The 13553-nt window shown below is 61.2% G+C and carries 11 protein-coding genes; 3 read left to right on the top strand and 8 right to left on the bottom strand.

Features of this window, described 5'->3' with window-relative positions:
- Window positions 1-85: 85 nt before the first annotated feature.
- A complete protein-coding gene (locus tag AK829_RS01980; protein WP_052203788.1) occupies window positions 86-2233 on the top strand; it encodes an acyltransferase family protein in 2148 nt (715 codons plus the stop codon).
- A gap of 35 nt (window positions 2234-2268) precedes the next feature.
- Here the strand turns inward: AK829_RS01980 and ffh are convergent, their stop codons facing one another.
- The 4 genes from ffh to smc all read right to left on the bottom strand — a co-directional run bounded on the left by ffh (window position 2269) and on the right by smc (window position 9490).
- Window positions 2269-3873, bottom strand: coding sequence for a signal recognition particle protein (gene ffh, locus AK829_RS01975; RefSeq protein WP_052203786.1), 1605 nt, complete (start codon window positions 3871-3873; stop codon window positions 2269-2271).
- A gap of 101 nt (window positions 3874-3974) precedes the next feature.
- Entirely contained in the window at window positions 3975-5627 is a 1653-nt protein-coding gene (ftsY, locus tag AK829_RS01970) for a signal recognition particle-docking protein FtsY (protein ID WP_083439709.1), read from the bottom strand.
- Window positions 5628-5674: 47 nt separating this feature from the next.
- Window positions 5675-6034, bottom strand: a complete 360-nt coding sequence (locus AK829_RS01965; protein WP_141738231.1) for a hypothetical protein — start codon at window positions 6032-6034, stop codon at window positions 5675-5677.
- 18 nt (window positions 6035-6052) lie between these two features.
- A complete protein-coding gene (gene smc, locus AK829_RS01960; RefSeq protein WP_052203783.1) occupies window positions 6053-9490 on the bottom strand; it encodes a chromosome segregation protein SMC in 3438 nt (1145 codons plus the stop codon).
- 110 nt (window positions 9491-9600) lie between these two features.
- Between smc and AK829_RS01955 the strand changes: the two genes are divergently transcribed.
- Together AK829_RS01955 and AK829_RS01950 are read left to right on the top strand one after the other, a co-directional pair.
- The gene (locus tag AK829_RS01955) at window positions 9601-9960 is read left to right on the top strand and encodes a type II toxin-antitoxin system RelE/ParE family toxin (protein ID WP_052203782.1); all 360 of its coding nucleotides are present in this window, start codon (window positions 9601-9603) and stop codon (window positions 9958-9960) included.
- A gap of 75 nt (window positions 9961-10035) precedes the next feature.
- A complete protein-coding gene (locus AK829_RS01950) occupies window positions 10036-10383 on the top strand; it encodes a helix-turn-helix domain-containing protein (protein ID WP_052203780.1) in 348 nt (115 codons plus the stop codon).
- 21 nt (window positions 10384-10404) lie between these two features.
- Here AK829_RS01950 and AK829_RS01945 read toward each other — a convergent pair whose 3' ends face one another.
- Genes AK829_RS01945 through mutM form a run of 4 tightly spaced genes read right to left on the bottom strand, consistent with a single transcriptional unit; the run spans window position 10405 to window position 13552 of the window.
- Window positions 10405-10908, bottom strand: coding sequence for a flavin reductase family protein (locus AK829_RS01945; RefSeq protein WP_052203779.1), 504 nt, complete (start codon window positions 10906-10908; stop codon window positions 10405-10407).
- The gene (locus tag AK829_RS01940; protein WP_052203777.1) at window positions 10908-11192 is read right to left on the bottom strand and encodes an acylphosphatase; all 285 of its coding nucleotides are present in this window, start codon (window positions 11190-11192) and stop codon (window positions 10908-10910) included. The genes AK829_RS01945 and AK829_RS01940 overlap by 1 nt, the downstream gene beginning before the upstream one ends.
- The gene (locus AK829_RS01935) at window positions 11185-12693 is read right to left on the bottom strand and encodes an alanine/glycine:cation symporter family protein (protein ID WP_052203775.1); all 1509 of its coding nucleotides are present in this window, start codon (window positions 12691-12693) and stop codon (window positions 11185-11187) included. The genes AK829_RS01940 and AK829_RS01935 overlap by 8 nt, the downstream gene beginning before the upstream one ends.
- Before the next feature lie 22 nt (window positions 12694-12715).
- Window positions 12716-13552, bottom strand: coding sequence for a bifunctional DNA-formamidopyrimidine glycosylase/DNA-(apurinic or apyrimidinic site) lyase (gene mutM, locus AK829_RS01930; RefSeq protein WP_052203772.1), 837 nt, complete (start codon window positions 13550-13552; stop codon window positions 12716-12718).
- Between the last annotated feature and the right edge of the window lies 1 nt (window position 13553).

Here is a 13553-nt window from a genome sequence, read left to right as displayed (position 1 = left end):
TAGCAGCACACCCACAATCCCAAACCGCGCATACCCCGCGGGTTGGTTTCCGTTCCCCCTGTGGCGGCGAGGTAGTGTTGCAGAAATGACCATACAAGGGCCAAACCGGGGCGCAACCAATCCCGGTACCTCCGGATCGCGCGCGTACCGCGTTGATCTCGACGGCCTGCGCGGTTACGCGATTGCCCTTGTTGTTTTCTTCCACGTTTTTGTTGGCAAAGTCTCCGGCGGCGTGGACGTCTTCCTATTCCTGTCTGGATACTTCTTCCTAGGCGGACAATTGCGTTACGCACTGCGCCCCAACCCGAATCTGAATCCGTGGTGGCCATTCTGGCGCACGGTGCGAAGGCTGGTCCCGGCGCTTGTCGTCGTACTGCTTGCCTCGCTAGCGGGCGTGCTGCTGCTTGCTCCGGAATTGATGGGCGATGATCTTGCCGCCCAATTCACCGCCTCTCTGCTCTACTACCAAAACTGGCAGCTCACTGCGCAAGATGCGGCGTACGCTGCGGCGAGCGACACCACGTCTCCCTTGCAGCATCTGTGGTCCATGTCAGTGCAGGGCCAGTTTTATCTCTTTGGCATCCTCTTCGGGACTGTGCTGGCATGGCTGGCAACAAAGACACAGTTCAACCGCGAGGCAGGCCAGCGTGTAGCCATCATCGTGCTGGCTGTGGTCACCATCGCATCTTTTGCGTACGCCTGCCGCTACGGTCTTTTCGGCACGCCCGCGAACTACTACTCCACGTTCTCCCGCGCGTGGGAGCTTTCTCTCGGAGCGCTGTTGTCTTTTGTGCCGGCCCGCTACTTCGTTCCCGCGCCCGCGAGCACGTTTACGGCGGGACTTGGCGTAGTACTGATCACCATTACAGGCCTAGTCATTCCTAGCTCGCTTGCGTTCCCCGGCCCGCTAGCGCTGCTGCCGCTGGCAGGCGCCGCACTGATCATTGTCAGCGGCAATGCCAACCCGGTGTCCAACGTGCTTGCTTCAAAGCCGATGACGTGGCTGGGCAACATCGCCTACTCGCTGTATCTCTGGCACTGGCCACTGTTGATCATTGTGACTGCCTCCGGCGGCTTTGACAGCCCGCCGCCGCTGGTTGGCGTGGCCGTCATTGTGGCTTCGCTTGCGTTGGCACACGTCACGCACGCACTGTTGGAGGCGCCGCTTCGTCAGCATCGCAAGCGTCCATTAGCAGGCGAGCACCCTGTGGCGGATGCCCGCAAGACGCTTCGCACCCCCGCCGGCGCTGGGCGCGCTGCCGGTGGTGTGCTGATCGCCGCGCTGTTCGTCGGGGCGCTGACCGTGCAGCCACTGTGGAACGCACGCGTGGATATGGAAGACCGACCGTTGGATCCCACCAGGTACCCGGGAGCGCTTGCGATCACGGGTGTGGACGTGCCCAGCATCGCCGCGAAGCCGGATCCATCCCTGGTTGCCGGTATCTATCCGCCGATTGGCCACCAGGACTGCATGATCTTCCTGCCGGCACCTGCCGACGAAATGCCAGGACCGGACTGCGTCTGGGGTGACACCGAGGCAGACGTCACCGTTGTCATGACGGGTGGTTCACACATCGAGCCATTCGTCATCCCACTGGACATCCTGGGCAGGGAGCACGGGTTCAAGGTCGTGCCTTACGTCCGTCAAGAGTGCCCGCTGGTGGTTGGCGGCGAGGATCGCCTCGACATCGTCTCTGAGGTCTGCGCCGAGTGGGGCGAACATGCCTTCGCGGAGATCGTGGCGCTGGACCCGGATCTTGTGATTTCCAACTCCACCCGCCCCGGCGGTCGTGCCGGTGCCGTGGATACGGCAGCAGATACCGTGCCGGACGCCTACGCCAACCTCTGGTACAACCTCGCGCAGAACGAGATCCCGTTTCTGGGGCTGCGCGATAATCCCTGGTTCTTCGACCAGTTTGGCAACCCCATGGACCCGAACTTCTGCATCGTCGCAGGCGGCACCGAGGCCGATTGCTCAATGCAAACACGTGAGGTCTACCCAGAGTCCGACCCGGCCGCAGGCTACTTAGACGGCACGAATCACCTCTACAGCGTGGATACGTCCATCTGGTACTGCAGCGAAACCACCTGCCCACCACAGATTGGCAACGTCTACATCTACCGCGACCAAAACCACATCTCGAACGCCTACGCGCGTTCACTGACCCCCCTGTTGTGGGAGGAGATGGCGCCAATCTTCGACGCCCTCAACATCCCCCACTCCGGAAACTAGCCTGGGCAGTTAGCCCGCCCGGGCAACCCGGGAACCTAGAAGAACTTCCCCTTGCCCATACGCTTCATCGCTTCGTTGAAGTCAAGGTTGCTCAGGTCCATACCCTGCATCCCAGCCGGAAGCTGCTTCTGCAGTGCCTCAAGCTCCTTCGGGTCCGGCATACCGCCGCCCATACCCGGGAATCCACCCGGCATGCCGCCACCGGAACGCTTCACCGGCTTGCGCTTGCCATTTTTCCCCTTGCGGCCCTTCGGCTTCTTCTTCGTGGCGGAACGTCCACCCATTCCCGGTGCGCCTGGGAAGCCAAACTGACCGGCCATACGGCCCATCATCTTCTTCGCTTCAAAAAAGCGCTCTACAAGCTGATTCACGTCAGCGACGGTGACGCCGGAACCGGCGGCAATACGCTTCCGCCTTGAAGCATTAAGGATCTTCGGATCCTGGCGCTCCTGCGGGGTCATGCCGCGGATGATGGCCTGGATGCGATCCAGCTGCTTCTCATCCACCATGTCCGCCATCTGGTTCATTTGCTTGCCGCCCGGCATCATCTTCAGCAAGTTGCCAATCGGGCCCATGCGGCGGATCATCAGCAGCTGATCCAGGAAGTCCTCCAGGGTTAGCTCACCGGAGGCAAGCTTGGTCGCCGCAGCTTCTGCATCCTTCTCGTTGTAGGTCTGCTCTGCCTGCTCAATCAGGGAAAGCAGGTCACCCATGCCAAGGATTCGGCTGGACATGCGGTCCGGGTGGAAGACATCGAAGTCATCGAGCTTTTCGCCTGTCGACGCAAACAGGATCGGCTTACCCGTCACCTCACGGATAGACAGCGCAGCACCACCACGGGCGTCACCATCAAGCTTGGTCAGCACCACGCCAGTGAAGTCCACACCGGCGGCAAACGCCTCGGCGGTGGACACCGCGTCCTGACCAATCATCGCGTCAATGACAAACAGGACTTCATCCGGGTTCACCGCATTACGAATGTTGCGGGCCTGGGTCATCAGCTCTTCATCAATACCGAGGCGACCCGCGGTATCGATGATGACCACGTCATTCTTATTCTGACGTGCGTACTCCACACCCTGGGTAGCCACCGCCACCGGGTCACCATGGGAGGTGCCCATCTCGTGTGCATACGAGTCGGTGGAGGTACCCGGGTCCGGCGCGAAGGTAGGCACGCCTGCGCGCTCACCGACAATCTGCAGCTGCTGCACCGCGCCCGGGCGCTGCAGATCACACGCCACCAACAGCGGGGTGTGCCCCTGCTTGGACAGGTGCTTTGCCAGCTTTCCGGCGAGTGTGGTCTTACCAGCACCCTGCAGACCTGCAAGCATGATCACAGTCGGCGGGTTCTTCGCCAACTGCAGACGGCGAGTTTCGCCGCCGAGGATGTTCGTCAGCTCCTCATCAACAATCTTGATTACCTGCTGTGCAGGGTTCAGCGCCGCGGATACGTCTGCGCCGAGTGCACGTTCCTTGACGCGCTTAATAAAGGTCTTGACCACAGGCAGCGAGACATCCGCCTCCAGCAGCGCGATGCGGATCTCGCGCGCGGTGGCGTTGATGTCATCCTCGGTGAGCTTTCCTTTCCCGCGCAGGCCACCAAGGGCCGATTGCAAGCGATCGGACAATGACTCAAACACGTCGCGTACTCCTGTGAACTAATCGCGGATACGTAAAAATAACTCCAACCAGCCTAGCGCCTGCGCACGTTGAGGCCGAAACCCGTCTGTTGGCCGAGCAACTAACCCAAAAGCGCGTCGACGAAGCTTTCCACCTCAAACGGCGCCAAATCATCAGCGCCCTCGCCCAGGCCGACCAGCTTCACCGGTACACCGAGCTCCTCCTGTACCTGGAAGACGATGCCGCCCTTGGCGGTGCCATCCAGCTTGGTCAGCACCACACCGGTGATGTCTACAACCTCACGGAACACGCGCGCCTGCGCGATACCGTTTTGGCCAACCGTGGCATCCAGTACCAGCAGTACCTCGTCCACGTTGGACTTCTTTTCTACTACGCGCTTGACCTTGCCCAGCTGATCCATCAGACCAGTTGCGGTGTGCAGGCGTCCTGCGGTGTCCACCACCACAACGTCTGCGCCCTGGTCCACGCCCGTAGTCACAGCGTCGAAGGCAACGGAAGCCGGGTCCGCCCCCTCCTTGCCGCGCACGGTGGATGCACCAACACGGCGACCCCAGGTCTCAAGCTGGTCTGCCGCCGCCGCACGGAACGTATCCGCTGCGCCAAGCACCACAGTGTGACCCATGGACACCAGCACACGCGCAAGCTTGCCGGTGGTGGTGGTCTTGCCCGTCCCGTTGACACCCACAACCAGGATGACGGCAGGCTTGCCCTCGTTCGGCATGGCCTTAATCGAACGATCCATGTCTGGACGCGCTGCCTCGATCAGGGTCTCGCGCAGCATCGCGCGGGCCTCAGCCTCGCTGGAGACACCGCGCTGTGCAATCTTCTCACGCAGCGAGTCCACAACCTTCATGGTCAGCTGCGCACCAAGATCCGCCATGATGAGCGTGTCTTCGATTTCCTCCCACGCGTCTTCATCCAAATCACCCGCGGTCAGAATGCCCAGCAGGCCCTGACCAATCGCGTTCTGGGAGCGCGACAGGCGCCCACGCAACTTGCCAATTCGGCCAGCCGCAGGCTCGATCTGGTCAATCTGCGCCTCAGCAGCCGGCGCCGGGGTGACTACTGCATCCTCGGACACCTCGACGTCCTCAGCCGCCAGTGCCTCCTCCGCACTGTCAGCCGCAACCGCCGCGGCAGCCGCAGCTTCAGCAGCGAGAGCCTCATGCTTTTCGACGTCCACCGGCTCCGATTCCACAACCGGATCTTCCTCAACAACCGGCTCGGGCTCGACAACCGCCTCAGGCTCGGAAACTGGCTCAGGCGCGACAACCGCCTGAGACTCCGGCTCCGGGAAGGGCTTCGGCTCTTCCTGCTCAACCGCAGCCTGTGCATCAACTACAGCCTCTTCTGGCTGATTAACCTGCTCGACCTGTTCAGCCTGCTTCTCCTGCTCGGCGGCGAGCTGCTCTTCTAGGTGCGGCGCAAGGCCCGACGCTTGGGGTTCTACCGGGGGTTCTACCGGCGCCACTGGCTCGGCAGGGGCAGCAGGCGCAGCTGCGGGCTCGCGCCGTACTGGCTCCGGCTGCTTCGGAGCGGCGTCGGCCTGCGCGAAGTTAAATCCGCCCTTGGCCTGGTAGTTGCCAGACTTCTCCTCGCGGGTGAGCTGCTTCGGCTCGGCAGATTCCACCTGCTTTTCAAAGGAGACGGTCTTCGCCTTCTTGCGCTGCTTTCCGGCAATGATGATGCCCAGAATGATCAGCAGTAGTACGACTACGCCAACGACTACCCACAGAACTGTCATGTTTGTCATGCACTCTATAGTGCCAGCCTTGGCCACACCCCTGCCAAGGCTGGGGGTTATTGTTTTACTAAGAGGGTTTCTCCGTGATCCCCAAGACGGATATCGCCTCCTGCAATCTGTTCAAAAGGAACAGCCGCTTCTGCGTTACCGGCAGAAAATACAAGCGCCCCGTCCTTCACCGAACATGTCTGCACCATCGCGTCCTGGGTGTCGGGCATGGTCTCAGCGCTCAGCTCGCAATTCTCACCGTCGATAGTCAACGTAGTTATCATCGACGAGGGGTCGTTAGCGGCTGGGTTTGTCTCGGCCTGAACATAGGTGCCATCAAGTGCACCGGCAGATGCGCAGGCAGTAAGCAACACGGACAGGGCCGAACCAGCAACCATAAGCTTTATCCATCGAAAGTTTGAATCCATAGTTGGCAATAGTAGCGGCTACTTCGGCGTGGGCTGCATGCGCTGGGAGATGACGCGGGTAACACCGTCGCCACGCATGGTCACGCCATAGAGCACGTTCGCCACATCCATGGTGGGCTTTTGGTGCGTGATCACAATCAGCTGGGAATCCTCACGCAGTTCCTCAAGCAGGGCGATGAGGCGGCGCAGGTTGACGTCGTCAAGGGCGGCCTCAACCTCATCGAGCACATAAAACGGGCTGGGGCGTGCGCGGAAGATAGCAACCAGAAACGCCAGTGCCGTCAAGGACTTCTCCCCGCCGGAGAGCAAAGATAGGCGCTTGACCTTCTTCCCCGGTGGGCGCGCCTCAATCTCAAGGCCCGTAGTGAGCATGTCGGTGGGATCAGTCAGGATCAGGCGCGCTTCGCCACCCGGGAACAGCGTGGCAAACACGCGCGGGAACTCCGCCTCCACATCGCGCCAGGCGTCGGTGAACAAGGTGAGGATCTGCGCGTCAACGTCCTCAATCACACCCTCAAGGTCCTTGCGTGCCTGGATCACGTCTGACAGCTGCGTGGACAAGAACCCGTAGCGCTCTTCCAGTGCCTTGAACTCCTCCAGGGCCAGTGGGTTGACCTTGCCCAGCGCGCGCAGGTCCTTCTCCGCTTGGCGCAGACGCTGCTGCTCAGCATCCAGGTCAAAGTTGTCGTCTGGCGTGTAGCCCGCAACTAAGTCATCCACGGCGATGCCTAGCGAGGAGGTGGCTTGAGCCTCCGCTTCGTCCATACGCACCTGTGCCTGCGAGCGGGCAATCTCAGCCGCATGCGCCGATTCCTGGGCACGGGTTGCAGTTTGACGCGCTGCTGCGACTGCGTTTTTCGCCTCCTGCTGGCGTGCTCGAAGTGCGCTGACGTGAGCACCACGCTCGTCGCGTTGGGACGCTGCGCGGATAAGCGCTGCGTCGATACGCACAACAAGCTCCTCCGACATGGCTGCCACCGCACGGGCCAGCTCAGCCTCAGTCTGCCTGCGCTTTTGCGCCTCATCGTGGCGTGCTTTCGCCTGACGCTCGTGCTCCGCCTGCTTGCGCAGCGCGGCAGAGCGTCCCGCGTTCGCCTCCGCAGCCTGGCGCGCCGAGCGAAACGCCATGGTGGCCTCCATCTCAGCGGCTTTAACCTGGGTGAGCTTTGCCTGGGCTCGGTCACGCTCCGCCGTTGATGGTTCCTCAGTCTCCGGCTCCTCAACGCGGCTGAGGCGATCCCGCGTTTCTTCCAACGCCTGCTGCTGCTTACGGGCACGCAGCTCTGCCTCGTTGACGCGGCCTGCGGCCTTCGCGTGCGTCTCCTCGCTCGCGCTCGCCTGCTGCTGCAGACGAGACAGGTCGCGGCGCCACGAGGCGACCTGCGTGTCATGCTCATTCAGCGCCGCTTTCGCCGCAGCCGCAGCGACGCGTGCGTCCTCCGCCGCAAGGGTTGCGCCCTCCAAGGTGCCAGCGAGCTGTGCCAGGTTCTCACTCGCGGTTTCCAGCTCTTTCTGCGCAGCGTCAATCTGGGCGGTGACCTCAACCGTGGTGGTTTGTGCGCTGCCAGCGGCTACCCAGCCCTCGCCAACCAGCACGCCGTCAGGGGTAACTGCCCGCAGGCGCGGATCCGCATCCACAATCTCGCGTGCCTGCTCCACATTGTCCGCCAGCGCAACATCCACCAACAGACGCGTCAACGGTCCTTGTACCTCAGGAGTCAGAACCACGTGATCGAGCAACCAGTCCACCTGAACGTCCGTCTCCAAACGCCAGGACTGGCCACCAACAGCATCAATGATGATCCCGCGCGAGGCGCCACCCAAAGCCTCAATCGCACCCGGAGTCACCTCACCCACAAGAGCCTCTGCCGCCGCACCGAGAGCCGCGGCAAGCGCAACGTCATAGCCAGACTCCGCACTGACCTGCACCGCCAAGGGACCAAAGCCTTCAAGCACCTCGGCTGCTGGCGACTTCGGTGCTTGCTCATTAAGCGCCGCAATACGCGCCTCCAGCGCAAACACCGCGCGCTCACGCTCACGGCGCGCATCCTGCAACTGCGCCAACCTGGATTCGGCAGACTGGGCCTCAGCGCGAGCACGCTCATACGCCGCGTCCAACGGCCCACGCTCAGACTCAATGACCTGCAACCGCTGGGCTACCTCTGCCGCCTCATCTTGTGCGGCTCTCGCACGCGCGCGAGTTTCAGTGAGCGTTTCTTCTAAACGACGCACCTCGTCTTCCGCCGACTCCACCGCCTGCACCAAGGATTCTTCCTGCGCTAGCAGGCGCACCACGCCTTCCCTACGGTCCGCGATCGCACGCAAGCGCGCCAAGTGCTCGCGCTCAGCGGCGTCAAACTCCTCCTGGGCCTCTTCGACCAGCTCGTGGACCTCAGCTAGACGCTCCGCAGCCTCCTCCGCTGCCTCAAGCGTCTCCGCCTCACGCTGGTCCGCAGCCTTCGCCCGGGCTTCAAGTTCCTCAGGATCCTGCCCCGCGTACGGCACCGGCATCGAGGCGCTTCGGGTGCGCTCTGCTGCAATACGCCCTGTGGCATTGGCTCGTTCCGCCAGCGTGGACAGGCTGAACCAAGTGCGCTGGGCAGCCTCGGCAGCAGGCTGGGCGTCCGCCTGCTCCGCCTCGATCGTCTCTTGGATGGCTACGGCTTCCTCTAGCGCTTCTGCAGCTGCCTCCGCGCCAGCTTTGCGGAGTTCCGCTTCCTCCACCGCCTGGTTATAGGCGGTGCGAAGGGTGACGATTTGGTGGCCAGCGATGCGCAGGCGTGCGTCGCGAAGCGTAGATTGCACCGTCGCCGCACGCTTGGCAGCCTCTGCCTGACGGGCCAAGGGCTTTAACTGCTTGCCCAACTCTTCCGTCAAGTCCGTCAGACGGTCCAGGTTGGCCTGCATGCCGTTAAGCTTGCGCTGCGCCTTTTCCTTCCTGCGACGGTGCTTGAGCACACCTGCGGCTTCTTCAATGAAGGCGCGGCGCTCCTCAGGGCGCGACTCCAGGATTTCCGCAAGCTTGCCCTGGCCCACGATGATGTGCATTTCACGGCCAATACCGGAGTCGCTCAACAGCTCCTGCACGTCCATCAGACGCGCTTTCGCCCCGTTGATCTCATATTCGCTGGCGCCATCGCGGAACATGCGCCGCGTAATCGCCACCTCGGTGAAATCAATCGGCAGGCGCTTGTCACTGTTATCAAACGTCAGCGTGACTTCCGCTCGCCCCAAAGGTTTACGCTCACCCGCGCCCGCGAAGATCACGTCCTGCATCTTGCCGCCGCGCAGATTCTTCGCGCCCTGCTCCCCCATCACCCAGGCAAGCGCGTCCACCACATTAGACTTGCCCGAACCATTCGGGCCCACCACGGCACAAATGCCAGGCTCAAACTTCATTGTGGTCGCTGAAGCGAAGGACTTAAAGCCCTTCAGCGTCAGCGATTTCAAATGCATTCTGTGGATTTTACAGGCAGGCCACCACTCCCACCCTCATGCGGACCTTGTGCACCGAATCGGCTACCGATCCGCTAAACTCCATATCCAATTCAGGGGGCTTCACGTAGATGGCGGGGGGATTTATGTATAGAAACCAGATTCGATGGTACGCACCAGGGGGAGAAAGCGATCCTGTAAGCAAGCGTGAATTCAAAGCCTTGTCCAAAGAGGGCCAGGGTGCGCTAGGCGCCAAGCTCAAGCGCTTAGCCAAGGCAGAAATCGGTTTACAAGATCTGCGACACATTCGCGGCGAAATCTATGAAGTCAGAGTCCAGGTTGGAGGCAACCATTACCGGGCGATGCTTATTCAGGACTCTCCAGTGCACTACATCATCCTGTCATGCTTTTTCAAAAACCAAAGAAAGACACCTAAGACCGAACTCCAGAAGGCTGAGCAGCGACTTAAAAACTGGCGGAATAGAAACTAATCACGGTCAGATATCGGCCCACGCCGATCATTACTGTAATATCGGCTATGACAGATACGCTGCAAGGGGGCGACTATGAACACCACTCAATACCGCGATTCCAACTCCGAAGAATTCGACTTCGAGGAATTATTCACTGACCCAGACATCACTGAGGCAGCGGAAGACGCAGAAACTCGGATGCGCCTTGCTGACGCATTGCGAGCTGGCAGAAAACAAGCCGGCATGTCCCAGCGCGACGTCGCCGAAGTTATGGGAACAACCCAGTCAGCTATCTCTGACCTGGAGCGCGGCGAAACTGACCCGCAGCTGTCAACGCTGCAGCGCTATGCCCGAGCTACCGGCGCACATCTAAAGGTCTTCCTAAGCTTTGCACAAGCCACTCCAGCAAACACCGCCACCCAGCACAACCAACAGGCCTAAAACCCGTAGCCAAGCAGTCGGTTACGGCTCGACCGCCTGGGCGCGCACGTCTCCCGGCTCGATGGTGCCGTGCGTGCCAAACTCACGCTGCCAGTACAGCAGCGGCTGGTTGGAGTTCACTTCAGCGTTTTCCACGTCCACCACAACCAGCACGTGATCCCCGACCGCGATCAGTTGGTTAACGGTACCTGCGACCCAGGTGTGGTTGCAGGGAAGCTTCGGCGCGGCGTCCACAACCGAAAAGCTCACACCTTCAAACCTGTCCACGCTCTTGTCCGCAAAGCGGCGAGCCAGATCGCCCTGTTCCGTGGACAGGACGTTGATGCCAATCGGTGCACCCACCGTCAGCTGCTGCAACAGTGAAGAGCGTTGATCCAGGCTCACCAGCACCATCGGCGGATCCAGCGACAGCGACATAAACGCGCTCACCGTCGTGCCGTGTGGTGCTTCTTCGGTTCCGGTGGTCACAATGGTCACCGCCGCCGCAAGCTGGCTCATCGCATCTTTGAACTGTTGTGCTTCCATCAACGCTCCTCGAATCCGGTGGCCCCCTTCGGCTCACTGTACTGAGCCTGCACCCCATCCACGCGTCCCGGTCGGTTTGCCGTGCTCGGTTGCTCCTCTAGCAGGGCTTTTAGCTTATCGACGCCCAACGCATCCCCCTCAGCCACAACCTCCACACGTCCGTCCACAAGATTCTTGGCGTAGCCAGCTAGGCCGAGCTCTAGCGCACGCGAGCGCGTCCACCAGCGAAAACCCACGCCTTGGACATGTCCGCGGACGTGGGCCGTCATGCGGGTCTTAGGCATCCTTGCCTTCCTTGCGCAAGGCAACGCGGTCCTCAGCGCTACGGCGGGTCACCGGGTCAGAACCGTCCCAGTACTCAACATTTTTGATCTCCGGCAGCATGTCACGGTGGAATACCGGGTCCACACCCTTGGAGCGCTGCTCGTTGAAGTTCTTCAGCAGCTTGATGGCCACACCACCCAGCGGGATGATCGCGATGATGTTAAACAGCGCGAGCAGACCTGCCATGGTGTCGCCCAGCGCCCACACCAGCGGCACAGAGCCAAACGCACCGAAGATGACAAAGCCGATGACCACGAGACGAAACACCGTCATCGCAGTCTTGGAGGAGGTGAGGTACTCCAGGTTTGCCTGCGCAAGGTAGTAGTTTCCAATCACGGAGCTAAACGCCAGGAAGAACAGAATGAACGTGATAGCGTGCGCGCCCCACGCGCCCACGGAGTCGGCGAGTGCGGACTGTGTCAGTGCAGCACCCTGGATATCGTCCATGCCGTAGTCCACGGCTGGGCCGAGCAGCACAACAAAGGCGGTAATGGAGCAGACCAGCAGGGTGTCAAAGTACACACCGAGGGTCTGCACCAAGCCCTGCTTTACCGGGTGGGACACGGTTGCCGTTGCCGCAGCGTTCGGCGCGGACCCCATACCGGCTTCGTTAGAGAACAAACCACGGCGCATACCCTGCGTAAACGCCAACCACACGCCAGCACCAGCAACCTGGCGGATACCCAACGCGTGGCCCACGATCATGGCAAACATGTCGGGGATCTCAGTAATGTTGACCACAAGCACCCAAACACCCATCAAGATGTAGGCACCAGCCATGAACGGCACGATGACCTGCGTCCACGACGCAATACGGGTGACACCGCCGAAAATCACCAACGCGGTCAAGACTGCGATCACGGCAGCAACGATTGCCTTTAGCTGCATCGAGTCACTGTTCAAGGAACCGCCGACAGCCTCCACGATGGAGTTGGTCTGAATCGCGTTGTAGACAAAGCCGTAGGTAAAGGCCAAGAAGACGGAGAACAGCACGGCCAGTGGGCGCCAACCAAGCCCTCGCGTCATGTAATACGCCGGGCCACCGTGGTAGTTGCCGTCTGCATCCTTGGTCTTCCACAGCTGCGCCAGAGTCGACTCCACAAACGCGGTCGCGCCACCAAGCAACGCCAGCATCCACATCCAGAACACCGCACCTGGGCCACCGATAGAGATAGCCAGCGCCACACCCGCAATGTTGCCGGTGCCTACGCGGGAGGCGGCAGAAATAGTGAACGCTTTGAACGCGGACAGCCCGCCGTATTCCTCATCCAGGTCACGCCCCTCACGGTCTTTGCCCTTCGGGGTTTCGGCTACGGCCTTAAGCATCGCCGGGAACAGGCGGATCTGCACAAACAGGGTGCGCAGACCGAAGTACACACCGGCGGCAACAAGGAACCATGGCACCAGGCTCCAGATGAAGCCGTTTAATGTGCCGTCTACAAAAGAAAAGGCGGAATCCATGGGCGGAAGTCTAGCGAGTGATCTACAGCACTTGGCAACTCGGGCAGAAATAGCTGGAGCGCTGCCCCACAACTACCCTCTCAATTGGGGTGCCGCAACGGGCACACGGCTCCCCCGCGCGCCCATAGGCGTTCAGGGACTGCATGAAGTTTCCGGACTCCCCGTTGACGTTGACATACAACGCATCAAAACTGGTCCCGCCACGGGCGAGCGACTGCGCCATCACCTCACGCGACGCTGCAAGCACGGCTTCTGCGTCGCGCTGGCGCATGGTGCGCGCGGTGCGCCACGGTTTAATCCGCGCCGCCCACATCGCCTCATCCGCATAGATCGAGCCAATGCCGCTGACCACCTCTTGGTTAAGCAACACCGACTTCACTGGTGAATTCTTCCGCCGCACCGCGCGCCCCGCTGAGCGCAGATCAAACGCAGAATCAAACGGATCCGGCGCAACATGCAGCGCAGGTTGCGGAATGCCGTCAACCAGCTCGGCGTACTGCCAGAACCCAAACGTGCGCTGATCTACAAACGCAAGCTCCAGCGGCCCCTCACCAGCCGCAAGCAGCTCTGCTCGAATACGCACGTGGGGGCTTTGCGTAAATCCAGGAGCCCCCACCAGCATCTGTCCGCTCATGCGCAGGTGGGTGAGGAGCACGTGGGCGTCGCTAAGCAAGAGCCACAAAAACTTCCCCCGCCTGCCGGTAACAGTGATGCTTAGCCCCGGCAGGACCTGGGTGAGATCCACGGTGTTGCCGCGCACCGCACGCGGGTGCAGCACCTCAACGCGGCCAAAGGTGCGGCCAACCACCAGCTCATCTAAACCGCGGCGAACTACCTCAACCTCAGGCAACTCCGGCACG

Source organism: Corynebacterium riegelii (genome assembly GCF_001263755.1).
In the GTDB taxonomy this organism is placed as follows: Bacteria; Actinomycetota; Actinomycetes; order Mycobacteriales; family Mycobacteriaceae; genus Corynebacterium; species Corynebacterium riegelii.
This window is presented reverse-complemented; position numbering and strand designations above follow the sequence as displayed.